26 protein-coding genes and 1 riboswitch are annotated in these 26991 nt (G+C 45.4%); of the genes, 2 read left to right on the top strand and 24 right to left on the bottom strand.

Features of this window, described 5'->3' with window-relative positions:
• Positions 1–43: 43 nt before the first annotated feature.
• From NST58_RS09345 to metA, 12 genes are all read right to left on the bottom strand, one after another.
• A complete protein-coding gene (locus NST58_RS09345) occupies positions 44–1717 on the bottom strand; it encodes a trypsin-like peptidase domain-containing protein (RefSeq protein ID WP_339247456.1) in 1674 nt (557 codons plus the stop codon).
• 236 nt (positions 1718–1953) lie between these two features.
• A complete protein-coding gene (locus NST58_RS09340; protein ID WP_036684464.1) occupies positions 1954–2607 on the bottom strand; it encodes a response regulator transcription factor in 654 nt (217 codons plus the stop codon).
• Between the two features lie 3 nt (positions 2608–2610).
• Positions 2611–3687: a sensor histidine kinase gene (locus NST58_RS09335; RefSeq protein ID WP_076126420.1), complete on the bottom strand. Its 1077-nt coding sequence runs from the start codon at positions 3685–3687 to the stop codon at positions 2611–2613.
• On the bottom strand, positions 3688–4764 hold the full coding sequence (liaF, locus tag NST58_RS09330) for a cell wall-active antibiotics response protein LiaF (protein ID WP_305953552.1): 1077 nt from the start codon (positions 4762–4764) through the stop codon (positions 3688–3690).
• A 236-nt stretch (positions 4765–5000) separates the two neighbouring features.
• Positions 5001–5144 (bottom strand): hypothetical protein, encoded by a 144-nt coding sequence (locus NST58_RS09325; protein ID WP_156113077.1) that lies wholly within the window; start codon positions 5142–5144, stop codon positions 5001–5003.
• Between the two features lie 146 nt (positions 5145–5290).
• Positions 5291–6139 (bottom strand): 3D domain-containing protein, encoded by an 849-nt coding sequence (locus NST58_RS09320; protein ID WP_254857054.1) that lies wholly within the window; start codon positions 6137–6139, stop codon positions 5291–5293.
• A gap of 136 nt (positions 6140–6275) precedes the next feature.
• Entirely contained in the window at positions 6276–8216 is a 1941-nt protein-coding gene (thrS, locus tag NST58_RS09315) for a threonine--tRNA ligase (protein WP_076135889.1), read from the bottom strand.
• 506 nt (positions 8217–8722) lie between these two features.
• Positions 8723–8893 (bottom strand): toxin-antitoxin system HicB family antitoxin, encoded by a 171-nt coding sequence (locus NST58_RS09310; RefSeq protein WP_036684471.1) that lies wholly within the window; start codon positions 8891–8893, stop codon positions 8723–8725.
• Positions 8894–8904: 11 nt separating this feature from the next.
• The gene (locus tag NST58_RS09305; RefSeq protein WP_036684473.1) at positions 8905–9747 is read right to left on the bottom strand and encodes an SPFH domain-containing protein; all 843 of its coding nucleotides are present in this window, start codon (positions 9745–9747) and stop codon (positions 8905–8907) included.
• A gap of 531 nt (positions 9748–10278) precedes the next feature.
• Positions 10279–11415: a cyclic dehypoxanthinyl futalosine synthase gene (mqnC, locus tag NST58_RS09300; RefSeq protein ID WP_076184682.1), complete on the bottom strand. Its 1137-nt coding sequence runs from the start codon at positions 11413–11415 to the stop codon at positions 10279–10281.
• Positions 11416–12042: 627 nt separating this feature from the next.
• Positions 12043–13215, bottom strand: a complete 1173-nt coding sequence (locus tag NST58_RS09295) for a PLP-dependent transferase (protein WP_339247454.1) — start codon at positions 13213–13215, stop codon at positions 12043–12045.
• Positions 13216–13251: 36 nt separating this feature from the next.
• Positions 13252–14172 carry a homoserine O-succinyltransferase gene (gene metA, locus NST58_RS09290; RefSeq protein ID WP_076126410.1) on the bottom strand — a complete coding sequence of 307 codons (921 nt, stop codon included), beginning with the start codon at positions 14170–14172 and terminating at the stop codon, positions 13252–13254.
• A 115-nt stretch (positions 14173–14287) separates the two neighbouring features.
• Positions 14288–14417, bottom strand: a riboswitch (SAM riboswitch).
• A 396-nt stretch (positions 14418–14813) separates the two neighbouring features.
• Here metA and corA point away from each other — a divergent pair.
• Positions 14814–15749 carry a magnesium/cobalt transporter CorA gene (corA, locus tag NST58_RS09285; RefSeq protein ID WP_036684479.1) on the top strand — a complete coding sequence of 312 codons (936 nt, stop codon included), beginning with the start codon at positions 14814–14816 and terminating at the stop codon, positions 15747–15749.
• 86 nt (positions 15750–15835) lie between these two features.
• Here corA and NST58_RS09280 read toward each other — a convergent pair whose 3' ends face one another.
• From NST58_RS09280 to NST58_RS09230, 11 genes are all read right to left on the bottom strand, one after another.
• Positions 15836–16852 carry an HRDC domain-containing protein gene (locus NST58_RS09280; RefSeq protein WP_076279404.1) on the bottom strand — a complete coding sequence of 339 codons (1017 nt, stop codon included), beginning with the start codon at positions 16850–16852 and terminating at the stop codon, positions 15836–15838.
• A 209-nt stretch (positions 16853–17061) separates the two neighbouring features.
• Entirely contained in the window at positions 17062–17943 is an 882-nt protein-coding gene (locus NST58_RS09275) for an ROK family protein (protein ID WP_051491338.1), read from the bottom strand.
• 163 nt (positions 17944–18106) lie between these two features.
• Positions 18107–19006, bottom strand: coding sequence for a 5'-3' exonuclease H3TH domain-containing protein (locus NST58_RS09270; protein WP_076126491.1), 900 nt, complete (start codon positions 19004–19006; stop codon positions 18107–18109).
• A gap of 60 nt (positions 19007–19066) precedes the next feature.
• A complete protein-coding gene (locus NST58_RS09265) occupies positions 19067–19432 on the bottom strand; it encodes an arsenate reductase family protein (protein WP_076126405.1) in 366 nt (121 codons plus the stop codon).
• Between the two features lie 193 nt (positions 19433–19625).
• A complete protein-coding gene (locus NST58_RS09260) occupies positions 19626–20612 on the bottom strand; it encodes an RluA family pseudouridine synthase (RefSeq protein WP_339247451.1) in 987 nt (328 codons plus the stop codon).
• 1 nt (position 20613) lies between these two features.
• Positions 20614–21180 (bottom strand): cob(I)yrinic acid a,c-diamide adenosyltransferase, encoded by a 567-nt coding sequence (locus tag NST58_RS09255; RefSeq protein WP_076126402.1) that lies wholly within the window; start codon positions 21178–21180, stop codon positions 20614–20616.
• Positions 21181–21351: 171 nt separating this feature from the next.
• On the bottom strand, positions 21352–21540 hold the full coding sequence (locus NST58_RS09250) for an aspartyl-phosphate phosphatase Spo0E family protein (protein ID WP_232061510.1): 189 nt from the start codon (positions 21538–21540) through the stop codon (positions 21352–21354).
• A 251-nt stretch (positions 21541–21791) separates the two neighbouring features.
• Positions 21792–23012, bottom strand: coding sequence for an aminotransferase class I/II-fold pyridoxal phosphate-dependent enzyme (locus NST58_RS09245; protein ID WP_036683526.1), 1221 nt, complete (start codon positions 23010–23012; stop codon positions 21792–21794).
• 13 nt (positions 23013–23025) lie between these two features.
• The gene (locus NST58_RS09240) at positions 23026–23526 is read right to left on the bottom strand and encodes an Lrp/AsnC family transcriptional regulator (protein ID WP_036683529.1); all 501 of its coding nucleotides are present in this window, start codon (positions 23524–23526) and stop codon (positions 23026–23028) included.
• A 259-nt stretch (positions 23527–23785) separates the two neighbouring features.
• Positions 23786–24169 (bottom strand): spore coat protein, encoded by a 384-nt coding sequence (locus tag NST58_RS09235; protein ID WP_076126401.1) that lies wholly within the window; start codon positions 24167–24169, stop codon positions 23786–23788.
• Positions 24170–24199: 30 nt separating this feature from the next.
• Positions 24200–24433, bottom strand: coding sequence for a spore coat protein (locus tag NST58_RS09230; RefSeq protein WP_036683535.1), 234 nt, complete (start codon positions 24431–24433; stop codon positions 24200–24202).
• 176 nt (positions 24434–24609) lie between these two features.
• Between NST58_RS09230 and NST58_RS09225 the strand changes: the two genes are divergently transcribed.
• Positions 24610–25860 (top strand): FAD-dependent oxidoreductase, encoded by a 1251-nt coding sequence (locus tag NST58_RS09225; protein ID WP_339247446.1) that lies wholly within the window; start codon positions 24610–24612, stop codon positions 25858–25860.
• A gap of 433 nt (positions 25861–26293) precedes the next feature.
• Here the strand turns inward: NST58_RS09225 and NST58_RS09220 are convergent, their stop codons facing one another.
• Positions 26294–26839, bottom strand: a complete 546-nt coding sequence (locus NST58_RS09220; RefSeq protein WP_081387621.1) for a hypothetical protein — start codon at positions 26837–26839, stop codon at positions 26294–26296.
• Between the last annotated feature and the right edge of the window lie 152 nt (positions 26840–26991).

Below are 26991 nucleotides of genomic sequence, written 5' to 3'. Positions count from 1 at the left end.
AAAACGGAAGGGTCGCCCCTTCCGTGTGACTTACCGTCCGGTATTATTGCTGCTGACTTTGTTGTGTAGTCGTTGTATCAAAATCATTTTTGTTACCGATGGTAACTGAGAGATCCATTGTTTTACCGTCGCGCACAACATTTAATGTTACTTTATCACCAACTTTTAACGTTTGAATGAAAGTAATCAGATCTTGGTTGGTTGCATACTTCGTTCCATTCGCACCGGTAATGATATCGTAAGGGCGCAGGTCAGCGGTATACGCTGGGGATTTATAGATGATATCTGCAACCACAGAACCTTCTTTAATATCCGTACCCATTTGCTTAGCAACCTCATCTGTAATCGTCATAAGAGTTGCACCAATGAAAGGTACCGGCTCTTTCGGAATGGCTTGGTTGGCTTCCAGTTTATCTACGACTTCTTTAATCGTATTCACAGCGATTGCGAAACCAATACCTTGAGAATCCGTGCTGACGGCTACGTTCATCCCAATTACCTGCCCATTCATGTTGAGCAACGGCCCACCTGAGTTACCCGGGTTGATAGAAGCGTCGGTTTGCAGCAGGTTTTTGTAATTACGTGTTCCACTGCCATCTTCTTCGTTAATATCAATACTGCGTCCTTTTGCACTAAGAACACCGGAAGTTACAGTATGGTCGAAGCCTTGCGGGTTACCGATAGCAACCACTTCTGAACCTACCTTTATGCTATCCGAATCTCCCAGTGCTACTGTAGGGAAATCACTATCTCCTTCAATTTTAAGCACAGCCAAATCCAGATCTTTGCTAGAACCTAGCAGCTTCGCTTCATAAGGCTTGGTTACTCCATCCACGGTGACTTGGATTACATCGGCATTGTCAATTACGTGCTGGTTGGTCAAAATATAGCCGGATTTCTCATAAATGAAGCCTGTTCCAATTCCATAAGGGATAAGCTGTGATGAAGAATCCGAGCCTGATTTGGAATCCTGTTCATTTTGGGAAGAACCATTTCCACTGTATTGATCCCCGAAGAAAAATTGTGAGAAGGGATCACTCAGATTCGGGCTGGATGAGCTTCCATTACGCGAATTAGATTTAACTAGTGTCTCAATCTTAACAACTGCTGGTCCCACCGCATCAACAACACCTGTCACATCACGAGATCCAGTCACCAAGGATGTAGTAGAAGTAGAAGGCGCAACACCTGCACTTTCGCCCGTTGTCTTCGCCGTTCCATTCGTTCCGGAGCTAGCAACCGTTGTAGCTGTATCTCCCGTAAACCAGTTACCTCTGTCTGCCATATACATTGAGCCCGAGAGAACGACCATACCGGCTAGGAATGATATCAGCACTGTTTTTAACGAGCTTTTTGGTTTTTTAATATATTGCCAGCCGCCGCCACCTTCAGAACCGCCACCGCCATTTCCTCCGCGGCCACCACCATTGCCATCATAGCCAGTGGTGCGAAGCGATGTGTTATAAGGTAATGGCTTTACAGGCTGTGGAGGTGTAACCTCGACACGTTCTGGCTCCATCCGATTGTAGTGCTGTGCGCCGCCGTCAGCGTTATTCTCATCTTTGTTCAAAGATTTAAAAGGTCCGTAAGAATAGTAGTATGATGATGATCCTGCTTCAGATGAATTATTATTATTGCTGCTATTGTTATTATTGTCCCATTCCCGATCTGGTGCTGGTCCATTGTCGCGATTGAAGTTGTTTTTGTTATCGTCCATGTTTATCTTTCCTCCTGCTTCCTGTCGCCGTGACAAGGATTAATTTGTTTTCATGTTCTTATTTTGTACTTTAAACCTTAAGGTCACATTAAAAACAATTTAAGCGCAGATAAAAGATATAGGCAAATGGGAGGAGATTAGGCAGGAAAGTAAAAAAAGAAGCTCGGGCGCGAAAAACATCGCGGCCCGAGCTTCTAAAACCATTTCAAATAGTAATGCACCTTAGTCTACAAGTCCTACCCCTGAGCCCAGCCCTTCCGATGAGCGTAAATAGCCAACTGGGTACGGTCATCAAGCTCGCATTTCATCAAAAGATTGCTGACATGCGTCTTCACTGTCTTGATGCTGATATGCAGCTCCTCACCGATATCCTTATTGGTCTTGCCCTCAGCTATAAGCAGCAGGACTTCCTTCTCACGCTCTGTTAAACCGGAGGAATCACCTTGCACGGTGCGCTGGCGAATACCACGGGTCAGCGCCTGTGACACATCACCCGTCATGACTGGCATGCCGCGGTAAGCCCCTTGCAATGCGTAGATTAACTCTTCTGCCGACACTGTTTTGAGCACGTAGCTGACTGCACCAGCCTCTATAGCATCTACAACAAGATCATCCTCCAGGAAGCTGGTGAGGATCACGATTTTGAGGCCAGGAAATTCAGCCAGCACTGCTCTTGTGGTCTCGGCACCATTCATCACTGGCATCATCAAATCCATCAGCACGAGGTCAGGCAGACCTTCATGTCCACCAGCACGCAGCATCTCCAGCGCCTCTTGTCCATTCGCCGCCTCACCGATGACCTCGAATGTAGGCTCCAGCATTAGATAAGTTTTGAGGCCCATCCGTACCATATCATGATCATCTACGAGCAACACTTTTATGACACTCATGCTCTACTCCTCCTCGTCCTGTGTATCTGTTCCTAACGATCTATTCTGCTCTAATTCTGGGTTCCCTTGAACAAACTTAGGAATATGTACACGGATCGTCGTTCCCGCACCCTTGCGGCTAATAATCTCCACTTGCCCACCCAGTTTCTCCGCGCGTTCGCGCATGGTGGTGAGACCGTAGGAGCCTTGTTTTTGCTGCACATGTTCAAAACCTTGACCGTCATCACTAATACTCAGCACAACTTGTCTTGATCCTTCACGCAGCGATAGACTCACCAGTCTAGCCCCGGCATGCTTCACGATATTCGCCATCGCCTCTTGAATAATTAGGAACAGCTGATGTTCGATTGCTTCCGATAACTCGCCCTGAAGTTCGAGCTCCTTCATTCCTTTCAAGCCATTCTGGCGGCAATAATCGGGAAACCATTTTTCCAGCGCCTCGAACAGATTTCGACCTTCCAGCTCCACCGGACGCAGTTGTGCAATTAATGCTCTCATTTGTTTTTGTGCCATCTGAGACATTGTAATCAACTGGTCCATGACCATTTGACCTTGAGCTTCATTGACCTTCAGCACTTTAGGCAGCGAAGAAGCCGACATATGGATGGCAAAAAGCTGTTGGCTCACCGTATCATGCAGATCCCGGGCCATACGCCTTCTTTCCTCCAACACCGCACTCTCCGCTGCCTGTTCCTTCTCAATAACCTCTTGTTCACCCAATCGCTGTAGAAGCTGCATCTTATTCTCGACCGTATCCATCATGACATTAAACTCGTGATACACTCGGGCAAAAGACTGATCGTCACTTTCTGGCATCCGTACGGACAGATTTCCTTTGGCGACCTGCAGCATATTCAGATCCAGATGATCAATCCGGCGCTGAATCCGCTGGCCTGCCATATAGCCGATAACTACAGTGAACAACACAATCCCGAGACATAAGTACAGCCACATCCGATAATCCTTCACTTCGATATAACCAAGGCAAGTGCCTGCATACATCAATCCTGCGCTTACCGCTCCAGTGAGCAAAAAGTAAAACAACAGCAACCATTTGGTATTACTGAAGATTGTCCCCATCTAACCCACCGTTTTAACTTTAATGTCACCTATAAATGCACTTACATTTATACGGACTTTTTTGCCTGCTTCTTTATAATAAGGAGTCTTGCACTGTACACTGCTCATAAAACCACTGCGAGACTGATCCAGAACTTCCATATCCCCGATAAAAGAACTGCTGTTCACCGAGATGCCAAGATCCATATCATTCGGAATGTACACTTTAATGTCGCCTATAAAAGCGGAAATATTAATCCTCGTTTCGCCATAAGCAATCTGTGCATTCGTCAGATCCAGTACGGTATCGCCGATAAACTGCGAGATATTCGTGTTCTTCAGTTGGAAATGCTCGCGCCCCATGTGGACATCTCCGATAAAAGCAGAGCGATTGGTCGATTCCTTTTGATTATTTGATTCATGGAATTCCTCATGCCATTTACCATGTCTATGAGCATGACGCTCATGACGTTCCTGACGTCTGCGCTCGTGTCGTTCCTGCTTCTCTTGCCAACGTGCTTCAGCGCTGGACTTATAAGATCCTGTTTCGTCCTCATCGTCTTCTTCATCTTTTTGAAGATAGTCCTTCCAGTCGCGTTGACCAGAAGCCTTGCCAAATTTTTGCTCAAATTGTTCATCAAGTGTGGAATCCAGTGGTTTGGGCGGCTCCACATCTAGTGAGCTTTTTCCTGAAGGAAAGTGATCTGGTGGTGACGGTGGAGCTGGTGGCACAGGTGGTACTGAACCGCGTGGTTTAAAAATCACATAAAGTCCGCCGCCGATCAACATAACTGGAATGAACATTTTGAAAAAATCCCCGGCCGAAATATCGAACCAATCTAAATTCCGTCCAAGGAAAAACACTCCGATCGCCAGAAAGAAAAAGCCGCCGATAGGTGAAGAACCTTTGGATTGTCCATCCCCTGTACCTAAAAGCCGGTTCATTCCCATTAGGATCAAAATTACCGGCCAATAATTCGAAATCAGGTAACCTAAGCTGAAATCAGTGTAACCTAATTGTCTCAGTAGAAACATAGCTCCAATCCCTATCAGGATCAGGCCGCCTAAAACCTGGCTGGTGAACCTTCTTTTCATCATTCATTTCCCCTTTAAAGTAGTGGAACGCTCTCTTCTTCAATCTTATAGCCTTAGTCTACAGGAATGAAGTACTGAGAAACAGCGGCGAGAGAAGGAACTTCCCCTCAGTCTCTAGACTGAGATGAATGGGATAAAATTCTATTTACTTCATTATATATGAAAAAAGACTGTCCCTCAGTAATTAACTGAATTGGACAGTCTCTTTTTTTCAGCAGTCTTCTGCTTCAGTCAGCGCATTATTGTTGCGGTTTCTGAGCTGGTTTAGAAGTATTTCCACTTTGCTTAGTAGCGCCGTCATTCTCAACAGCAAACTCAGCATTGTATTTTTCATTTGGTGTTTTGTAATTTTCTTGTACTTTAGATTTCTTGTTATTGGCCACGGAATTCACCTCCTTTTCTCTTATGCAGCATAGAATATGCTTACTAAGAGAACATCTCGGAAGAGGCAATTGCTTTGCCCCAGTCCGTATTATGGCAAGGTGATGTCACTATTATGCATGACCAAGTGAAAATAAGTTCAATCCCTTTAAATGGATTCTTCGAGCATGGATTGCGGTACTGCTTTGTAAGTCTCAATCGCTTGGCTCAGCTTCTTCAGCATGACTTCCGTACAAGTCCCGTTACCACGCTTAATGAGTTGAACTACAACTGATTTTTTGCCCCATTCCTTATACACCTGTTTCGTAGTAGCAAAATACAGATCAATCTTCCGCCCTTTAATAGCCGAGCCTGTATCAGCAACTATGGCATATCCATAGCCCGGTATATAAAGAATACTCCCCAGCGGCAAAACCTTAGGGTCCGCAGCAATGGTTGAGACTGTATTTTTGTCTCTGCGCACTTTTACCCCTGAATAGGTAATTCCATATTCGGGATGTTTAGATGTTTTACCTGTAGATTCATAACCCGCAGTATATCCAGTCGCCATCACTTTCATTGAAGTAATGATCTGGTCTTCCGCAGGTGCGGCTACAGGAATAGAATTTGGTAACTGTTTGGAAGATCCGCTGCCACCGTTTGCTTTAGTGGTTGGAGCTTTGGTGCTCTGCGGTGCCTTCGTCGCTGCTGGTTTATTTTTTGTTGTTGCAGGTAATACAGGTGCGACGGAATGCGCCTCGTTTGACATAAGTGTGGCACGGCCAGTCGTAAGAATGACCTTATCATCTGTAGTTCTCATAAACACAGAATTAGCCTTGGTATATTGCAACTCGTTCGATAGCGTTTTGTTAATACCCGTGTGTTGTAAAGTGTCTCCTGTCCCAATGGCCCCTACTGCCTGTTGCTTAGATTCTGGAATGATTCCAGCAGCGGTCAATAGCAAAACGATGGTGACAAAAAGACACCAAAACCTCTGAAATATGCCCATTTTGTTCATGTGAAAAACCTCCCCCTTATTAGCGAAGGTTTCCCGATTCACAAAATTTTATACATGAAGATCAGAAGTTGATCCTCATTGGCATATAACAGAGGTCTTATTTAGACGTAATTTTGGTGTTGTTAATTACAAGAAACTAGGAGATCACACGATCAGCAATTTCCTGAGACAAGAGCTCAATCACTTCTTGAAGCGGCTTAGCTCCAATGTCGCCTTCCCCGCGTTTACGGATGGAAACCGTCTGAGCGTTCATCTCATTCTCGCCAACTACGAACATGTATGGCAGTTTCTCAAGCTGAGCTTCGCGAATCTTATAACCCAGCTTCTCATTGCGGAGATCTGCTTCAGCAGAGATACCACGGCGACGCAGCTTGTCTGTAACTTCCTTGGCATAATCGTCGAACGCTGTCGATACAGGAATTACTTTAACCTGCTGTGGAGATAACCAAAGCGGCAGCGAGCCCGCAAAGTTCTCTAACAGGAAGGCAACGAAACGTTCCATTGTACCCAAGATTCCGCGGTGCAGAACGACTGGACGGTGTTTTTGACCATCATCGCCGATATATTCCAGTTCAAAACGTTCAGGCAGCAAGAAGTCGATTTGTACAGTAGACAGAGTCTCTTCTTTACCTAATACAGTCTTAATTTGCACATCAAGTTTAGGACCATAGAATGCAGCTTCGCCTTCTGCTTCGTAGAACGGCAGTCCAGCTTCCTCTACAACCTCACGCAACATCCGCTGTGCAGTTTCCCACATTTCGTCATTTGCATAATATTTCTCAGTATCCTTAGGATCACGATAGGACAACCGGAAACGGTAGTCATTAATACCAAAGTCACTGTATACCTGTTTAATCAATTCGATTACACGAATGAACTCGCCTTTAATTTGGTCCAGACGGCAGAAAATATGGGAGTCATTAAGAGTCATCGAGCGTACACGGTGTAAGCCAGTCAATGCGCCTGACATTTCATAACGGTGCTGGATACCAAGCTCAGCAATACGGATCGGCAGATCACGGTAGCTGTGCATTGAGCTCTTATAAATCATCATGTGATGCGGGCAGTTCATTGGACGAAGAACAAATTCTTCATTGTCGATAGTCATCTTAGGGAACATGTCCTCTTGATAGTGCTCCCAGTGTCCTGAAGTTTTGTACAGCTCAACATTACCCAGAACTGGTGTGTATACATGCTGATAGCCAAGACTTGCTTCCAGATCTACGATATAACGCTCCAGAATACTGCGCAATTTGGCACCCTTAGGCAACCAGATTGGCAAGCCTTGTCCTACCAATTGATTAAATGTAAAGATTTCAAGCTCTTTACCGAGCTTCCGGTGATCGCGTTTCTTCGCTTCTTCAAGCAGACGAAGATGCTCATCAAGCTGAGCTTTTTTAATCCAAGCTGTGCCGTATACGCGTTGAAGCATCTTATTCTTGCTGTCGCCGCGCCAGTAAGCACCGGCTACATTCATCAATTTAAAGACTTTGATCTTAGCAGTCGACGGCACATGGGGTCCACGGCATAGGTCGAAGAATTCTCCTTGTTCATAGATAGAAATTACGCTATCTTCAGGCAATGCCTCGATCAATTCCAGCTTGTAAGGATCACCTAGCTCACCGAAAATTTCAAGTGCTTCCTTGCGGCTAACTTCTTTGCGCACGATCGGCAGGTTCTCCGAAATTATGCGGTCCATTTCCTTTTCGATTTTGAGCAAATCTTCAGGATTTAGAGGATGTTCCAGATCCATATCGTAGTAGAAGCCATCTTCAATGACCGGACCTACACCAAGCTTAACTTCTTTTGTTCCGAACAAACGTCTAACCGCTTGAGCCATCAAGTGAGCTGTACTGTGGCGCATAACCTCCAGACCTTCAGGTGAATCCAAAGTTACGATCTCTACCAGTGCGCCCTCTTCAAGGGGAGTAGATAAATCTACAACGATACCGTTCAATTTCCCCGCTGCTGCATTTTTGCGCAGGCCACTGCTAATAGAAGCTGCTACATCATCAATACTGCTACCCTCTGCGTATTCACGGACAGAACCGTCCGGAAGCTTAATACTTACTGACATTGCTAATTCCTCCTTCATATAATTAAGCCTAAGGGCCCTTTAACCTTTGCGGAACAATAATATCCACGCACACAAAAAAACGCCCGTCCCGCAAAGGGACGAGCGATTACACCCGTGGTTCCACCCAAATTCGATTCTCTCTAGCCTCCCTTGAATCCTCAAGCGGAGTGAAGATAGAATCCTTCGTAAGCATGGAGTAACGACCATGAACCGGCAGCTCTTACTATCCCATTGCAGGGAATTCAAAACCGCAGCTACAAAGGGGTAAATCGAAAGCAGGATGCCGGAGGAAATTTCAGCCTAAGTTTCCTCTCTCTGAACGGTCCAGAACAATCAACTCATATCTTCGTCAATGCTGTTAACGTGAATTATGGAGTAATTATAAATCTGTCCTCTCTGACAGTCAAGTCAGAAAAGGGTCCAAAATGATAGAAACACAGTCAGAAGACACACATAAGGACTGTTCTTGCAGCCAATACATGGATGCTGAAACAGCCCTTCTATGGTTATTCCTCTCGCCGTTTTTTTTCAGGTAAGCGGCCTGCACGCTTCAAAGACTCACGCAACAAGTATTCGATATGTCCGTTTACGCTGCGAAATTCCTCTCCCGCCCATCGTTCCAGCGCCTCATGTAAATCCGGATCAATCCGCAGTGGAAAGCTTTTCTTGGCCGCCATGATGCACCGCCTTAGTACAACGAGCCGGCGTTAATGACCGGACTCGCTCCGCGCTCCGACACGATCGCAACCATCAGATTATTAATCATCGCCGCTTTGCGTTCCTCATCAAGCTCAACCACGCCACTCTCTTTAAGCTGTTTAATCGCCATATCGACCATGCCCACGGCGCCTTCAACAATGATTTGACGAGCGGACAGAATTGCAGATGCTTGCTGACGTTGCAACATTGTACTGGCAATCTCTGTGGAATAAGCCAAGTGTGTGAGCCGCGCTTCAATGACCTCTACACCAGATATCGACAAACGTTCTTGCAGCTCGGTTGCCAATTCTTTAGCAATCTCATCTGCATTGGCCCGCAGGGACATGCCCGATTCATTGAAGTTATCATACGGGTATTTACTGGCCACATGACGCAGCGCTGTTTCACTTTGAATTTCCACAAACGCCATATATTTATCTACATCAAAAAGCGCTTTTGCAGAGTTAATTACCTTAAATACGATAACTGCAGCAATTTCAATCGGATTACCTTCCACATCATTAACCTTCAGCTTGACACTGTTAAAGTTACGTACGCGGAGGGAAACCGTCTTGCGCAAACTGAACGGAATGACTGCAAACAAGCCACTTGTCACGATAGTCCCTACATATTGCCCGAAAAAGGTAACTACAACCGACTTATTGGGCTGCACAACCGTAACACTTGTACATAATACCCCAGCTACAACGAACAGAATGACTGGCACTGCGACATACTCTTGAACCGCACCATAAATTCCCCCAGCTAAACAAACTGCAATTAAGGCGAGAACCCAAAATCCACTGACAGGACGAAGCGTTTTCTCTTTCATAAAAGCACCCCCACTAGATATTCTTTTGATATGATTATGATATCACTTTTGGATAATAATGTGAATGGGTAAAAAGAAATAAAAAAATATTTTTATGTTCACATTTATATAAAGCTTCGTTAAAAGGCGTACTCCACACCAACCCTCGTTTGTGTAGTTAACATTAGTTCATATTGTTCGTATACATCAGCTCTATCGGACACTGATGCTCTTATACGCCACATTTTCCGATTTTCCCTATGCTATCGGACCCCACAGTCGCTATTGCACTAAAAACCAGCCTATATGGGGCTCTTTTCAAGGAATAGCGTCGCTGGGGTCCGAACCCCGACTCAAGAAGCGCTGAATTTGCAATTAAGGTCCACTGGGTCCGTACGCCTAGCGGATGATATAACAAGCGAAGATTCAGATGTGTTCTGCAATAAGGCTTGCTAATGATCGTAATCCTAACCTTACAAAAAAAACGCTTGATGCTCAGTAATCCACTTAAGGATTAACAAGCATCAAGCGTTGATTAATAATTAATATATATTAGTTCTGCATTACAAAATCATTATCAATCTTCGCATTAGGATCATCGAACACCCGCAGAATATCATAACGTGTATTCCGCTGTGCTGGAACTTTGCCTGCTTCGCGAATCAGCTGAGTAATCGACTCGATGTTTACCTTGTAAGTCGCACCCGCAGAAGATACTACGTTCTCTTCAATCATTGTGCTGCCGAAATCGTTGCAGCCATATTGCAAGGAGAGCTTGCCGACCTCTGGCCCCATAGTGACCCAAGAAGATTGGAAGTTCTTAATATTATCCAACACAAGGCGGCTGATCGCTACCGTCTTCAGATATTCCTCAGGCGTTTGTCTGTCCAGCTTCAGGTTGGTATTGTCCGGCTGGAATGTCCATGAGATAAAGGCCAAGAAACCTTCAGAATCATATTTGTTGGCAATACACTCATCCTGAGCCTCACGTACACGTAGTAAGTGCAAAGCTCGTTCTTCCATACTTTCTCCAAGCCCAATCACCATTGTTGCTGTTGTATTCATACCCACTTTATGTGCTGTCTGCATTACATCCATCCACTCGCGCCACGAGCCTTTTAGCCGGCTGATTTTGCGGCGTGTACGGTCATCAAGAATTTCTGCGCCTCCGCCTGGCAAGGAATCCAGACCCGCAGCATGAATTTCACGAACCACTTGTTCCAACGGTAATCCTGATACTTCTTTCATCTTCATAATCTCCGCAGGAGAGAAGGAGTGCATTGTAATCTCAGGGAAACGTTGCTTAATTCCGCGCAGTATATCTGTATAGTAGCTAAATGGAAGGTTAGGATTAGTTCCACCTTGCATAAGAATTTCTGTACCATTAACAGCAATCGTTTCAGCAATTTTTTGATAAATCGTTTCATCTGGCAGCACATAGCCTTCATCCGAGCCTGGTCTGCGGTAAAAAGCACAAAAACGGCAGTACACATCACATACATTCGTATAGTTAATATTACGGCCAATTACAAATGTGGCTAACGGGTCCGGATGCCAGCGTTCCATAATAGTGTTTGCAGCAGCACCCATTTTCTCAATTTCGTTGCTCTCGAATAGTCGGATGGTATCTTCCAATTGGAGACGGTCACCCCGCAGGGCTTTATCCAAAATAAGATCTATCGTACTCATCGTTCGCATCCTCCTTTTAAACCCTTAGGGATATGGTAGATTCACAAAATCACAAGAAAAATAACGTTGTCGTCCTTTAGAGATAACAACCGTTTCTCGTAGTAACATAAGGATAAAGTATAGTATGTAACTTATACCTTATATTTTAATAAATGAACAGTTCATTTCCTCATCGTATCACAATCTGAACAGCTTGAAAAACTTTTTACTTTCTTAGCAAGATACCATCCAGCAGAAAGAGTCCTTACATTGCTGCCTGCACCCGGTGAATCAAAATTCCTTGAGGCTGCCGGACACAGATGACGTTATTAGTTAGTATTTAGCCTTTGGAGCATAGTTATGGACTCCAGCCACGCTATTCCTTGACAAGAGACTCATGAAGGCTGGTTTTTAGCGCAATAGCTGCTGTGGAGTCCGTTAACATTCCAAATGTGTAATAATGCTGTGTCTAAGGTCAGCTGTGTCCAATAGCAAAAAGTCCAAAAAGAAGAGCTATCCCAGCAGCCAATTCCCGGCTTATGAGACAGCTCTATTTCGTCCTGCGTCCAACACCAGCTCTAAATCAACGTTGAGATAGATCCTCGATATTTTCCAGCAATTCGGTGCCGATCTGGGTTGCCGTTACTTTTACTTCGTTTCGATTTCCGCCCGCGCAGCCTCCAAAGCATGACCAAGATCAGCAATTAGATCCTCCGCATGTTCAATGCCAACCGAGAAGCGCAGCAATCGATCATCTACACCCACCGCATTCCGAATTTCCACAGGAATATCGGCATGCGTCTGTACTGCAGGATAGGTCATTAGCGATTCAACCCCGCCGAGGCTCTCCGCGAAGGCAATAAGCCGGATATGACGAAGCAGAGGTTCTACGTATCTGGCATCTTTTAATTTGAAAGAAAAAATTCCGGTATTGCCCGAGGACTGGCGATTCTGGATTTCATATCCCGGATGATCCGGCAGGCCTGGATGGAACACTTCCGCAATCGCCGGATGCTCTTGTAGATAGCGGGCAATTGCTAGCGCATTGCTCTCGTGCCGTTCCATACGCAGGGCCAGTGTCTTCATGCCTCTCATCAGCTGATAACTGTCTGTTGGCCCAAGCACAGCGCCAATAGAGTTATGTAGAATCGCTATTTCAGAGGATAATTCAGCTCCTTTAGATACAATAAGACCAGCAAGTACATCATTGTGTCCGCCCAAATATTTGGTAGCACTATGGACTACAATGTCCGCACCTAATTCCAGAGGACGCTGGAAAAATGGAGTCAGCAGTGTATTGTCTACAATTGTGAGCAGCCCATGATGACGGGCCCAAGTAGCAACGGCTGCAATATCCGTAACCATCATCAAAGGATTCGTTGGCGTTTCAATAAATATCGCCTTCGTATTTGGAAGGCGTGAAGCCTCAAGCGCATCCAAATCATTCGTATCTACATAGGAAGCAGTGATTCCAAACTTGGACATAATTCGTTCCAACAAACGATAGGTCCCGCCGTAAAGATCCAGCGAAACGATCAAGTGATCGCCTTGCCCAAACAGGGTAAATATGGTTTGAATAGCTGCCATCCCAGAACTACAGGCAAAACCTGCATCACCAGACTCCAATTCCGCAGCCGCATTCTCCAGTACGGAACGGGTTGGACTTTTGGTACGGCTATAATCGAAACCTGTGCTCTGCCCAAGCTTCGGGTGACGGAATGCCGTAGCATTATAGATAGGAAAATTAATGGCTCCGGTAGCCGGATCTTCTTGTGAACCTATTTGTGCCAGTCTGCTTTCAATCCTAAGTTTGTCGTCCATGATAAATGCCTCCTAAATTGTAATGTAGCGCTGATCTTAATAAACAATCGGGTCGATATCGTAAGGTGTCTCTTGATATACATAGTAATTGAGCCAATTAGAGAATAATAAGTTGGCATGTGCACGCCACACTGCAGGAGGTGTTCGTTCTGGATCATCTTTAGGGAAATAGTGTTTCGGCAAGGCCATCTCCATGCCCCTCTCCAAATCACGATCATATTCCCATTTCAAGGATAATGGATCGTATTCGGAATGTCCGGTCACAAATATTTGTTTGCCGTCGGTCGTAGCTACTAGATACATACCAGCTTCTTCGGATTCCGCCAGAATCTGCAGATCTGGATTGCTCTCAATATCTTCGCGGGAGACATCGGTATGACGGGAATGCGGTACATGGAATACCTCGTCAAAGCCGCGCAGCAATTTAATGTTATTTTGGTTAATCGTATGGGAGAATACTCCAAAACATTTTTCAGGCAAAGCCACTTTACGAACACCAAAATGATGATACAACCCTGCCTGCGCCGCCCAACAGATATGCATGGTCGAGGTCACATTATCCTTGCTCCATTCAAAAATCTCTTTTAGCTCTTCCCAATAGGATACTTCCTCAAACTCCATTTGCTCTACGGGTGCTCCTGTAACAATAAGACCATCCAAACGGCGGTGGCTGATCTCGTCAAAAGTTTTGTAAAAGCTTCTCAAATGCTCAGCAGAAGTATTCTTAGAAGTATGTGAGCGTGGATGCAGCAAGGTAACGTCAACCTGTAGCGGTGAATTTCCTATTAAACGCAGCAATTGAGTCTCCGTCGTTTCTTTAGTCGGCATGAGATTCAGAATAGCAATCCTTAGTGGACGGATATCCTGATGGAAAGCCAAACTATCATCCATCACAAAAATATTTTCACCGGATAGTATTTCTTTTGCTGGTAAACTGTCGGGAATTTTAATTGGCATTGTCTTTCCACTCCTTAACTGTATTTAGGTTATGTTGTCACATCGCGGCTTTCTGAACAATAAAAAGACCTTTCTCGGAAAACGAGAAAGGTCATATCTACAGTCATATGCGCCTCTCTCATCTGCCAGAAACTTTTGGACGAGGGTTAGTCGTCAGCAAAGTTCCGCAAGAATTAGCACCGTGCGTTCACACGCCGGTTGCCGGGTTTCATAGGGCTAGTCCCTCCACCTGCTCTTGATAAGATTTAGCTGTATTCAATTAAATTTCTTTAAAATTTACTTTAAATCATGAACCTCCTTTTCGTCAAGTCCATACAATGCTGAAGTAGCCTCAAAGTAACAATAAATTTGCTTGAAAGAGGCATACTCCGTTGTTATACTAGACAAGTATTTCATACCTGAACGAAAAGAAGAGGTGAGAAGAAGAATGGAAGGCGACCCGAGCTCGCAATTAAGTGTACAGAATGAGCAACCACACAGGATAATCATCAGCTTGCCGGCGGCGGGAGCAGTTCTTCTTCATGCCCTCGAATCGTCATTCGGCCTCTTGTATTGATTGTAACGCCGGCCAAGCTGATTTTTTCTCTGTGCTTAATTAGCAGTCCCTGGTGAAGACCCGGGGATAGAAGGAGTGGAATCAGATGAAAATCCGGCTGGTGAATGCAGGGGTTTTTACACCTATTGATGAAATTGATGAAACATTGACACCCCCAACAGAAGGGTTCTATTGGATTGATGCAGATGTGGAGGATTTGGAGCTGCTTCAGCCCCTGTTCAACCTGCATGATCTCGCTGTTGAGGATTGCCTTAGTGAAGAGGATCAACGTCCAAAGATCGAAATATACGAAAGTCATTACTTTATTGTTGTAAACAGCATCCGCTTTGATGATGAGGAAATCTTCCTGCGGGCGCTCAATATATTCTTGGGCAGACATTATATTATTACTGTAACGAAACAAAAGATTCACGAGCTACGCGTCCTGAAGCCCATGTTATGGGAACAAGAGGTTAGCGAACCCGACCAATTCCTTTACCTGCTTATCGACCTTGTCGTAGATAATTATTTCTCCGTAGGTGACCGAATTGAAGCCCGGATTGAGAAGCTTGAAGAGGATATTCTAATGCATACCAAGAAATCTCATTTGAGTGAGATTATCGGTCTGCGAAGTGAGATCTTATGGTTAAAGAAGATGCTGGGACCACAGAAAGAGGTTATCAATACCCTGAATAAAAAAGACCTCCGTCTGATTGATGATCAGCTGCAGAAATACTTTAGCGACATTTATGAAAATGCAGTTAAAATATCCGAAACCTTTGAGACGTACCGCGATCTCATGGGCAACTTACGTGAGGCCTACCAATCCAGTATCGCCAACCGCGCCAATGAAATTATGAGAGTATTTACCGCGATTACAACGATATTCATGCCTTTGACCGTAATTACCGGAATCTATGGGATGAACTTTGATCATATGCCGGAATTGCATACGAAATACGGTTATTTTGCCGTTATAGGTCTAATGTTGACGTTAGGCTGTGGGATGCTGTATGTATTCCGCAAGAAAGAATGGCTATGAAAATAAACGGACGAATAGGCAAGACGAAGGCCCTTTAACCCTATGGTGTAAGGAAGCCTTCGTCTTTTTGATATGATAAAAAGCTACTAGAAACTGGTCGCCATGCCCACTTTAGTGGCTTGCTCCCGCCGGAAACGAATGCGGATCAGCCGCAGACGTTCATAATAGCTATCCAGCCCTTCTGCTGCTGAAAAATCCTCCCCATACACCTTATGCAGCACTGGCTTTAGAAAAAGATCTCCTACCTCTGCATAGGCATTCCATATCGCCTCCTGCTCATTCTGCGGCACATTTTTCAGTTCTACCTCGATCAGTTTCTCCACGCAATAACCTTCTCTTTCCAGCTCCTCTACCGCTTCAATCAGTTCGCGACGGTTCACTCCACTGTTCACCTTAAGCTGTTCTAACCCTAACCCATTCTCGATCCCTTGCAGCAGAATTCGCCGTAATCGCAGTCTTTCTAGCTGTTTCTTATATTTGACCTCTTTCTGTTTATAGAGCCAGGATACAAAAGAATCCTCCTCAATTTCTTGGTGTACCCAATTCAAAGGAAAGGAATGTTCCCTTGCAGCCGTAGAGGTTATAGCCAACCAATCCGTGCCATATTGGGCTACCTTTCCTTCCCCTACACCAGGGATCTGCAGCAGCTCCTCTGGTGTATGCGGCAAGAAAGTGCTTATCAAACGTAACAAACGATTGCTGGCAAGAATGTAAGGGGCTTTCCGTTCACTAGAAGCTCGGCTGCGGCGCCAAGCACATAACTCCTCATATATAGCTTCGTTCCCATTATATTCACTGTAATATTGCAGCCTTAGCTGCTCCTGATTACGCCCGGTAAGGCCGTCTTCTTCATGAAATACGCCATCAATCAACGGCCGATAGCCATCCCCCATCTTCACCGCCAGCTCATGCCTGTAAACACAAAGCATTTCATTCCATGAACCACCCGCGTACCACAAATGCTCCTGTGTTTCCTCACCGCCTGAAAAATCACGCCAGCCCAGGCTCCACACTCCTTCTTCCTCTCCAATCCATAGCTGAGCGAACACCTCTTGATCCACCCCAGATATTCTGGATAAGCGATTCATAAATACAATTTGCATATTCATCCCTGCCTTTCTAGTCTTCAGCAAGCACTATACCTACCGGTCTGAGCTACTTATTCGCTGATGTGAATCCCACACTGTCAGACTCGGAAAACGCAAAAAAGCACCACTCTCACGATAAACGTGAAAGAGGTGCTCCCTCATTAAATGCTATACTGTTAGATCCACAATACCATATATTTCCTAACAGTCAATATCTTTTTATACTAGTTCCTTGCCAAAGCTAAAGTTGCCAGTCCAATCGCACCTGCAAGTCCTGCATTATCTCCAAGCTGCGGTGGCACAACATAATTATCGATGTCGGTATTGAGCGCTGGATGCTGAACATAACCCTTCAGCAGCTCCTGCAGCTTGGTACGAATTAGCGGGAACAAGTGGCTTTGCTTCATGACACCACCGCCCATTACGATTTTTTCGGGAGACAGAATCAACACGTAATTCATAAGTGCATGTGCAAGATAATGAGCTTCCATATCCCAAGCTGGATGGTCAACAGGCAGCTCGCCTGCTGGTTGTCCCCAGCGTTTGCCAATCCCCGGACCTGCGGCTAACCCTTCAAGGCAATCGCCATGATAAGGGCAGTAGCCCTCAAACGTGTCCTCTGGATGTCTGCGAACAAGAATATGCCCCATCTCAGGATGAGACAATCCATGCACCATCTGACCTCCAACTACTGCTCCCGCTCCAATGCCTGTCCCAACCGTAATATAAAGGCAGCTGTCCAGACCTTTAGCCGCTCCCCATTTACTTTCCGCAAGCGCTGCACCATTCACATCCGTATCAAAACCGATCGGCACGTTAAATTGCTCAGCCATTGTACCTACCAAATTATATTGTCCCCAGTGAGGTTTTGGTGTCGTTGTTATGTAACCATAAGTAGGGCTGTCCAGCACGGGATCAATCGGTCCAAACGATCCAATACCAAAAGCTTCTACATTCTTCCCATTAAAATAGTCGATTACGAGTCCCATCGTTTCTTCCGGTGTTGTTGTCGGAAAGCTAACTCGGTCCAGAATGGTACCGTCCTCATAACCAATTCCGCATACAAACTTCGTTCCGCCTGCTTCAATCGCTCCCAATAACTTCATAGCAACTATCTCCCTTCTCCATTAAGCAATAATCCGCCATCCAGTTTGAAAATAAAAATTAATATAAAATAAAACAATCAACAGCCCTTATTATACGTTGGATGAAGCGCTATCACAATAATAAAACTCCCTTCATGCTTTTTTGCATGAAGGGAGACTATTCTTAACCCAGATCACCTAACTCAATCTGTACAATTCCCCGTTCGTCCTGCACCTCAGCGATCAAATGCATCAGGCTGCCAAATTCCAGTTCTTGAAATTTACGCGCGGCTGTTTCCCGTTGTAATTGCCATAAAGCTTCCGCCAGCTCACAGACCACAGGCACATCACAACGGATTTCAGCCAGCTCTCTTGATAGATGCAGCATATCAAGGTCGGCTTCAATTTTGGACCGTACACCTTTAGGGAGTAAGTGAAGATTCTCAATTACACCTTCAACTGTACCGTATTCCGTTAACAGCTTCAGCGCGGTTTTCTCACCAATCCCTTTTACACCAGGGTAATTATCACTTGTATCGCCCATAAAGCCCTTCAGGTCAATAACCTGTCTAGGGGTTAGACCTTTATCCTCAAGCAATTCTGCAAGGTCATAAACTTTATAGTTGGAGCGTCCTTTTTTCATAATGACGACCTTAACATTCTCATCAATAAGCTGCAGCATATCATGGTCACCCGTCAGAATGTAAACCTCAGAATTATCGCTGTAACAGGATGCTAGCGTACCAATGCAATCATCTGCTTCATAGCCGGCAAGACCGATGTTTGGCACACCTAGCTCAGCCACTACTTCTTTGACTAGATCAAATTGCGGAATTAATTCCAGCGGAGCTTCGATCCGGTTGGATTTGTATCCATCATATTTCTCGGTACGGAACGTTCCTTTACCCATATCCCAGCAGCATACGACATGAGAAGGCTCAAACGTACTTACTGCATCAAAAAAATACTGCAAAAATCCATATACCGCATTCGTCGGTAAACCTTCCTTTGTCTTGCGAATATATCCTCCATAAGAGGTCGCATAAAAGGCCCGGAACAGCAGAGCCATTCCATCTACAAGCATTACCCGGCCCGTTGTATCTGTTCTCACTTATAAACCTCTCCCTTGATCGTTGTATTGATATTAAACATTAGCCCAAGTATCGGCATATTGGTCTTCTTTGAATCCCACCGTAACTTTAACTCCATCCGTGACAATCGGACGTTTGATCAGCATCCCGTGGCTTGAGAGCAGCTCTAACTTCTCCTGTTCCGTAAGCTGGGGCAGCTTGTCCTTCAGACCTAATGATTTATATACTTCACCGCTTGTATTAAAAAACTTCTTCAGCTCAAGGCCGCTGTTCGCGAGCAGCTCACGCAGCTCGTCCACCGTAGGTGGCTGCTCTGCGATGTGCTGAAGCTCCAGCTCATGACCTTGTCCCTGCAACCATTTTACTGCGCTGCGGCAGGTGCTGCATTTGGGATATTGATATACTTTTAATTTGCTCATGCTGTGCTCCTTTAATAATCGGCTAATAATATCGTAACTATGGGGAATGTTTGGACTTTCGGCCGCTGTTGTCTACAGATTTCTTCAATTTTACCGTTAAACACGTTTGAAATCCGCAGACAAAGGCGGTCGCTATCGCTCCTACAGTTCCAATCCTCCCCTTCGCCACTCCATCGCCTGAATCATAATTTTATCACAAATTCACTGTCGGACCTTGCTCCAATATTTTCTCCAAGGCTGCCATGTCAGGTGGCAACGGGGCTTCGAAAATCATTTCTTGCAGAAGCACAGGGTGCTTGAACGTCAGACGGACTGCGTGCAGCGCCTGACGCGGTATGGAAGCATCGAGTGCTGCAACGGTCTCCAATTGCTCGCTTTGAGTTGAAGTCAATTCTGGTAGATTGTACAGCTCATGACGGTACATGCTGTCCCCAATCAGCGGACAGCCGATTGAGGTCATATGGACCCGAATCTGATGCGTACGCCCACTCTCCAGCTTTAGTTCAACTCTAGAGCCAGCTGAATACACCTGCTTAACCTCATATCGGGTTAGGGAAGGATATCCATCCGGTGTCACGATACGCCGATGTGGCTCCTCAGGATCACGATCGATAGGGCCGTCGATATCGCCGGATAACTCCGCAGGAACCCCGTGAACAAATGCAGCGTAACGCTTATCCACAGTACCGGCGATCATCTGCTCGGAAATATGCTGATGGCTGTAAGGATTTTTGGCGATCACTAACACACCGGAGGTCTCCTGATCCAGACGATGAACAGGCCGGAAACGAAAGCGTTCATTCTTCTGTGCCCAATAATAAACCACGCCATTGGCAAGCGTGTCGGTGTAATGTCCATGGGTGGGATGAACTATAATTCCCGCTGCCTTGTTAACCACTAGCAGATGTTCATCTTCAAATAAAATCTCAAATGGAATCGGCTGCGGCAAAATATCATCCGAAGTCTCCGTTTCCATGCGAATCTGCACGGTATCTCCTGCCTTTACATGCACACTAATGTATACACGTTCACCGTTTAATGTAATGCCTTGCTCCGTCTGCTTCAGGCGAGAGAGCAGCTTGCGTGAGACATCCATCCGTTTGTGCAGGATGGTCTTCAGCAGGAAGTCATCCTCTTCAGGCGGTATGATATAAGTAATGGGTGAATAATAGCTTGTCATATTAGTCTCGGAACACCTTTTTACTGCGGATGTATTCTACATCAGTAATCCCTGACCGTGTATTAGCCGTTCTAGCCAAAGCGAAAAAATAATCCGACAACCGATTGAGATAAATCACCGCTTCTGGGTTAATGTCCGCAGTTCGCCCTAAGGTAACCGCCCGGCGTTCTGCACGACGGCAAACCGTGCGGCATACATGTAGAACCGAAGCCAGCTGACTACCTCCTGGCAGGATAAATTTCTCAAGTGGCGGATTCTCCTCTTGTAGAGTATCTATCCAGCCTTCCAGCCGCTGAGCCATCTCACTTGTCACCATATATTGACCACCATCAGCAAGTCTAACAAATGCTAAATCCGTGCCGCAATCAAACAGCTCATGCTGTATTTCGAGCAATTGCTCGCGGACATCGTCGAAATTATCACTTTCCATCAGGCTTCGTGCTTGCCCTACAAAACAATTCAGCTCATCGATCGTTCCGTAGGCCTCGACGCGGACATCATCCTTGCCGACCCGGCCGCCAATCACTGAGGTCTGACCTGCATCACCCGTACGTGTATAAATCGCCATGGTTTAAGCCTCCTATCCATTCTTAAAAAACATATACTGATAGTTTAAGCTTTCTGCTATAAGGAAGGCAATAAAGATAGCAAATTAAGAGTATACACAAAAACACCATCATTAGTAAGAGTGCACAACAAAAAGAGGACCCTAGGGTCCTCTCAAGAGCATTCAGCAGCACTATTTTCCAGCTGGACGCCCCTTCATGTACTCATTTATTTTGAGGTCCAATAAACTGCTAATTTCAATCACATTATCCGAAGTGAATGATTTTTCCTGCAGGAAAAGCTGCTCCATCTTGCTGCGGAGTATTCTAATTTCATCTTCCAGAGAGAGTATGCGAGCAGAAGCATCACCCTTGGGGGGTATTTTCCCATTTCCAGAGAAACATTTCCCACCATAGGAAGGTAAGTAATAATCGGCGCTAAGCACAATCATCCCTCCCAAAAGTATTATTGAGCGCGTGCTGCAAAAGAGCATAAAAGTTAAATAAAGCAACTTCAAAGCAACGCCTTAGTTCCAGAGTAAATGAATCCTTTTAAGTTCTATTATAGGGGCTAATTACTCTCAAAGTAAAATAATACCATAGGATTGTATGATCGGCTATAGTTCAATTTTCACTAATCCGTTCTCTCACGTGTAAGCTTTGTGACAAAAGCACCAATGCGTTCTACTGCTTCGTTCAGTTGGGATACTGATGTGGCGTAGGAACAGCGTAAGTAACCTTCTCCACCTAATCCAAAGACACTTCCTGGCACAGCTGCAACCTTGTATTCAAGCAAAAGCCGCTGAGCAAATTGATCAGAAGTCAGCCCTGTCTTGCGCACGCTTGGAAAAGCGTAGAAGGCGCCCTGCGGCTCATGGCACTCCAGCCCCGCATCGCGTAGGCCCTTGACGATCAACCTCCGCCGTTGGTTATAGGAATCCACCATCCGGTCCTTCTCTTCCATCCCATTGGTCAGCGCTTCAAGTGCAGCCACCTGTCCCATAGAAGGAGCACACATCACAGTATACTGATGAATCTTAAGCATTGCAGCGATAAGATCCGGGTGACCACAAGCATACCCCATCCGCCATCCGGTCATTGCAAAAGCTTTGGAGAAGCCGCTAACCAGAATCGTACGGTCTATCATGCCTGGTAAAGAGGCAAAGCTGACGTGATTAATGCCATAAGACAACTCTGCATAAATCTCATCTGAAATCACTATAAGATCATGTTTCTCTACTACCTTAGCAATCGGCTCCCAATCTTCTCGGGTCATTACACTTCCCGTAGGGTTACTTGGGTAACATAAAATCAGAACCTTGGAGCGCGGAGTGATTTTGGCTTCCAAGCTTTCTGCAGTAAGTTTAAAGTTATTCTCACCAACCGTTTCAATACCTACAGGTATCCCTCCACCAATCGCGGTAATCGGCGAATAAGAGATGTAACAAGGCTCCGGAATCAGAATTTCATCCCCCGGTGAAATCAGCGCACGTAGTGCCAAATCGATGGCCTCGCTTCCGCCAACGGTTGCTATAATTTGATTGGCAGGATCATATTCCACAGCAAAACGGCTGTGCAAGTAATTCGCGATCCCTTCCCGCAGTTCAGGCATCCCTGCATTGGATGTATACCCTGTAAACCCTCTTTCCAGCGAATAGACGCAAGCCTCTCTGACATGCCAGGGGGTCTTGAAGTCAGGCTCTCCAACTCCCAAAGAGATGATATCCTTACTGCCTGCAGCCAGATCAAAAAACTTGCGGATACCCGAAGGTTGAATTTGCTGTACCAACGGGGCCAAATAAGAATCCATTGATTTGCTGTCTTCTCCAGTTAGCTGCGATTTATTCGTGATCATATGATTACTTCCTTTATGGAGAGATCATCAGACGGTTGTCTTCCTCATGCTCTTCGAAGATGATCCCGTCCTGTTTGTATTTTTTAAGGGTAAAATTCGTTTTGGTTGAAAGTACTGAATCAATTGGAGACAGCTTCTCAGATACAAAATTGGCCACTTCACGTAAATTCCGGCCTTCCACTTCCACCAGAAGATCATAAGCACCAGACATCAGATAAACTGATTTGACCTGTGGATACAGGTAGATTCGCTCGGCAATCCCTTCAAAACCACGCCCTCGTTCAGGCGTAATCTGCACCTCAATCAGTGCGGTTACCTTCTCATCGTCCACTTTATCCCAGTTTACAACGGCGGCATATTTTACAATGACATGATCTTTCTCCAACTGCTCAATCGCAGTCTTCACATCTTCTTCTTCCGCGCCAAGCAGCGTTGCTAAGAGTGCAGTAGATCTTCTCGCGTCTTCCTTAAGCAGTTCCAGCACTTTCCTCTTAAGCTCGTTCATTTCCTTCATGCCTTCCCTCCGGATAGTTCGCCAATGACGGTACGCTATTAATGCGTCGCCCCGCGAAAAGAGTTTAATACTAATATGACATGAAATGTGCATCTCTGCAAACAAAATAACCCCATAGGAGCTTCCATGAAAGGCAGAGTTTACATAGAACATACACAAAAAAATAGAAAAAACGCCCGTTCTACCGGATTTAACCAGTAAAAACGGGCGTTATCTCCACACACATGAAGCGATTTGCTTCATTCGCCAACCATCATGGTTACATTAAATGAGAAGGCTGATGTTGTCCGTTAGCCGGGATATGAGCATTCTGAGCGTATGCGCCAAATTGCCCGGTTTTTTGTTGAACAAATTGCCCGGTTTGCTGTTGCATTTGCTGTGCGGTTTGAAGCTGCTTGTCCACATCTTGGCGCAATGCTTTTGCAGGTGCAGGATACATATTCAGTTGAGACATATGCGTGTATAAATCACCTTGGAGTTGCAAAGTGTCCATGGTCATAGTGTTAAAAACCCTACGAACGGCTGGACATGCTGATTCTGTAGCAGCTGTAGCATATTCGCGTACGGTCCGCTTCAAATCACACAAAATGGTGTTTAGTAAATCCTCATCCGGCATAAATGCCCCAGTATTTTGCGCGTTCATTAAATAACCTCCTTAGAATTAATATTGCAATTATTGTGGGCTTGTTGGCGCGTATTGTTGATGTTGTTGGATTAACTGAGTGAGCTCAGTCATGTGTTTGGTGTGATTTTGCATATGCTGCATACAAATTTGGCGAACTTGTTGATTCTGTGTTGTCGCAGCCGTTGCTGCACATTGCTTGAGAAGCAAGTCCTCATTAGAGATGGAGTCAGCGATATATTCCAATTCCTTACCACTTAGCGCTTGCATTTGCGTTGATTGCATTTGTTGTAGTCCCTCCTTGTAGTTGATTCATACAGGCTTTAGTATGCCGCCTATGCCCACGATTTATTTGCCGAAAGGTACTAGAGAGTTATGACAGAAATAAGAACATACCGCGAATGAGACGATAAAATGCCGCCAATACTAAATCACGGCACGAATGAAGGAGCGAACAATTCATGAATTTAAATAGTGGAAATACACCTTGGTCAAGCACTTTACAGAACCCTCCAACTTACCCCTCTCTAGAAGGTACTATTCATTGTGATTGCCTGGTTGTAGGCGCCGGAATGGGTGGGGCAATGGCCGCCTATCGCTTGTCCTTAAGTGGAGCGGATGCTGTTCTGATCGAAAAAAGACGGGTCGGCAGCGGCAGCTCGCATGCTAACACTGGACTTTTGCAGATTTCCAACGATAAATCATTAACCTCATGTATGAACACCTTTGGGCAAAAGAACGGTTTGCTCTTTTATCAGTTATGCCAGGCTGGGGTAAGGAACATTCTGGACCTGCCGGACAAGCTCGATATCGATCCGCAGATCATTCCTCGCAGCAGTCTTTTGTATGCCAGCACTCCTGCGGATGTACCTGCATTGCGGGAAGAATATGAGAATCTCGTGGCTAATGGCTTCGATTCTGAATTTTGGGAAGAGGATAAGATTGCAGCTCTGTACTCTTTTTCAAAACCAGCAGGACTTTATTCACGCGGGGATGCCGAAGCGAATCCTTATCGAACGGTGCACAGCCTAATCGCCAAGGCAGCGTCGAATGGCGTCCGCGTCTTTGAACAGAGCGAAGCGAAACATTATGAGTTTACTGAGGATGGCGTGATTTGCCACACAGAAAATGGCCGGATTATTGCCAAGGATGTTATTTTTGCAATGGGTTATGAAACACAGGAATTCAAAAAAGACCGGGGCGCTGAGCTGATCAACACGTATGCAGTGATGACCAAACCTCTAAAGGAGTTTCCAAAGTGGCATGACCGTAGCCTGCTGTGGGAGACAGCCCGCCCTTATTTATATTTTCGGACAACCCCTGAAGGCAGGATTATTGCGGGAGGTAAGGATGAGCAGCTGACAGACCCCGAACGTCGTGAGGTCCGAGTGATTTCTCAAGGTCAAAAATTGCTCGAAGAGCTTGAAGCCTTATTTCCAGAAATTAAAGGCATTGAGCTGGAGTACTCTTGGGGTGCTGTGTTCGGTTCTACTCGTGATGGGCTTCCATATATCGGCCCACATCCAAAGTTCCCTCACTGTTACTTCATCGAGGGCTACGGAGGCAATGGGACGGTGTACAGTATGATCGCTGCGGAGTTGTTAACGGATACGATTGCCGGCAAACATCGGCCTGAGTTAGATTTATTCTCACTCACCCGGTCAGCCAAACCCTCTCCTTCTAAGAGTTTGGACGTGATGAAACAAAGCTGATTTTTGTAGAAAATAAAAACGGGGCTGGCCCTCCCAGCCGCTTCACTGCTTTTTGGACAACCCCGCTTTTTATTTTCCCTGCTTCAATCATAAATCCATCAGCCCATGGAGCTTACGGACTCAGTTGACGTTATTTACATGTTTTTAGCCTTTAAAGCAAGGTTTCGGACTCCAGTGATGCTATCCTTGGAAAGAGGCCCATATATAGGCGTTTTTCAGGCCAATAGCTGCACTAGAGTCCGATAGCATTCCAAATATCGGATAATGGTGCGATTAAGGTCGGTTGTGTCCGTTAGCGGGTTAATAAGCGCATCCGACAGTGATTTCATATACACACGCTTTCGACAACGGTCAAGTAAGGTCCAAAAAAAGAAGGGGCACGCCCCAGCAGCTATTAGCTTATGGGACCGCCCCTTTTTTTATATACTTATTCTTACGCCTGAGCGTTGCTCAAATTGCGTACGAGCTGAATCCGATCTTCCTGTGCCAGACTGTGCTGAACATGGAAGCAGGAAGGACATACGTAAACATTGAGTGAGAATGGAGCGGTTAATACCGACTTACCTAGTGTAGCTGGAGCAGACGGCTCAAAGCCGCTCACAGGCTGCTTACCCGCAAGGATCGTAAGCTCATGGCATTGAGTACATTCCGGAGCTTCCTCCTGAATGGCTAGAATAGCTGAGACACTCTCTTCGTACTTGTTCAAGTCATAATCATCGCCGAATTGATTAAGCGTATTATAGATTGGAACTACGCTGTCTTTATCAGGCGCTCCCCAAAGATCATCGTCATTAACAACCTCTTGTTTGGGTTCCTCTACGACTTCCTCTACTTCTTCTTCTTCGATGCCGTCAATCCCAACAGTGACCGTACGGTATCCGCTAAGCTCATTGTTACAGTGAGGACAATTCTCCTCAGGTCCAAATTCCTCGTCCCATACAATTTCAGTATGACACCAAGGGCATACAGTTGTTTCCATCTTTATAATCTCCTTCATACTTTCACTTTTAAATTTAATTCATCATTAAATAAATAATACCGGCTGCTATAAAAGCAATCGCTGACAGAAACAGAACTCGGGTGAGAATCTTCATGATTTCCTCCTAAGATACCCCACAAAGAGTGGGACTG

The organism is Paenibacillus sp. FSL R10-2796, assembly GCF_037965315.1.
Lineage (GTDB): Bacteria > Bacillota > Bacilli > Paenibacillales > Paenibacillaceae > Paenibacillus_AQ > Paenibacillus_AQ odorifer.
Note: the sequence above shows the minus strand (reverse complement) of the source record. Positions and strands in the feature narration are given on the sequence as shown.

Bases quoted from the DNA above. Each gene is read 5' to 3' on its own strand.
- NST58_RS09345 (WP_339247456.1), bottom strand. From the start codon at position 1,717: ATGGACGATAACAAAAACAACTTCAATCGCGACAATGGACCAGCACCA.
- NST58_RS09340 (WP_036684464.1), bottom strand. From the start codon at position 2,607: ATGAGTGTCATAAAAGTGTTGCTCGTAGATGATCATGATATGGTACGG.
- NST58_RS09335 (WP_076126420.1), bottom strand. From the start codon at position 3,687: ATGGGGACAATCTTCAGTAATACCAAATGGTTGCTGTTGTTTTACTTT.
- liaF (WP_305953552.1), bottom strand. From the start codon at position 4,764: ATGATGAAAAGAAGGTTCACCAGCCAGGTTTTAGGCGGCCTGATCCTG.
- NST58_RS09320 (WP_254857054.1), bottom strand. From the start codon at position 6,139: ATGAACAAAATGGGCATATTTCAGAGGTTTTGGTGTCTTTTTGTCACC.
- thrS (WP_076135889.1), bottom strand. From the start codon at position 8,216: ATGTCAGTAAGTATTAAGCTTCCGGACGGTTCTGTCCGTGAATACGCA.
- NST58_RS09310 (WP_036684471.1), bottom strand. From the start codon at position 8,893: ATGGCGGCCAAGAAAAGCTTTCCACTGCGGATTGATCCGGATTTACAT.
- NST58_RS09305 (WP_036684473.1), bottom strand. From the start codon at position 9,747: ATGAAAGAGAAAACGCTTCGTCCTGTCAGTGGATTTTGGGTTCTCGCC.
- mqnC (WP_076184682.1), bottom strand. From the start codon at position 11,415: ATGAGTACGATAGATCTTATTTTGGATAAAGCCCTGCGGGGTGACCGT.
- NST58_RS09295 (WP_339247454.1), bottom strand. From the start codon at position 13,215: ATGGACGACAAACTTAGGATTGAAAGCAGACTGGCACAAATAGGTTCA.
- metA (WP_076126410.1), bottom strand. From the start codon at position 14,172: ATGCCAATTAAAATTCCCGACAGTTTACCAGCAAAAGAAATACTATCC.
- corA (WP_036684479.1), top strand. From the start codon at position 14,814: ATGAAAATCCGGCTGGTGAATGCAGGGGTTTTTACACCTATTGATGAA.
- NST58_RS09280 (WP_076279404.1), bottom strand. From the start codon at position 16,852: ATGCAAATTGTATTTATGAATCGCTTATCCAGAATATCTGGGGTGGAT.
- NST58_RS09275 (WP_051491338.1), bottom strand. From the start codon at position 17,943: ATGAAGTTATTGGGAGCGATTGAAGCAGGCGGAACGAAGTTTGTATGC.
- NST58_RS09270 (WP_076126491.1), bottom strand. From the start codon at position 19,006: ATGCTTGTAGATGGAATGGCTCTGCTGTTCCGGGCCTTTTATGCGACC.
- NST58_RS09265 (WP_076126405.1), bottom strand. From the start codon at position 19,432: ATGAGCAAATTAAAAGTATATCAATATCCCAAATGCAGCACCTGCCGC.
- NST58_RS09260 (WP_339247451.1), bottom strand. From the start codon at position 20,612: ATGACAAGCTATTATTCACCCATTACTTATATCATACCGCCTGAAGAG.
- NST58_RS09255 (WP_076126402.1), bottom strand. From the start codon at position 21,180: ATGGCGATTTATACACGTACGGGTGATGCAGGTCAGACCTCAGTGATT.
- NST58_RS09245 (WP_036683526.1), bottom strand. From the start codon at position 23,012: ATGATCACGAATAAATCGCAGCTAACTGGAGAAGACAGCAAATCAATG.
- NST58_RS09240 (WP_036683529.1), bottom strand. From the start codon at position 23,526: ATGAAGGAAATGAACGAGCTTAAGAGGAAAGTGCTGGAACTGCTTAAG.
- NST58_RS09235 (WP_076126401.1), bottom strand. From the start codon at position 24,169: ATGAACGCGCAAAATACTGGGGCATTTATGCCGGATGAGGATTTACTA.
- NST58_RS09230 (WP_036683535.1), bottom strand. From the start codon at position 24,433: ATGCAATCAACGCAAATGCAAGCGCTAAGTGGTAAGGAATTGGAATAT.
- NST58_RS09225 (WP_339247446.1), top strand. From the start codon at position 24,610: ATGAATTTAAATAGTGGAAATACACCTTGGTCAAGCACTTTACAGAAC.
- NST58_RS09220 (WP_081387621.1), bottom strand. From the start codon at position 26,839: ATGGAAACAACTGTATGCCCTTGGTGTCATACTGAAATTGTATGGGAC.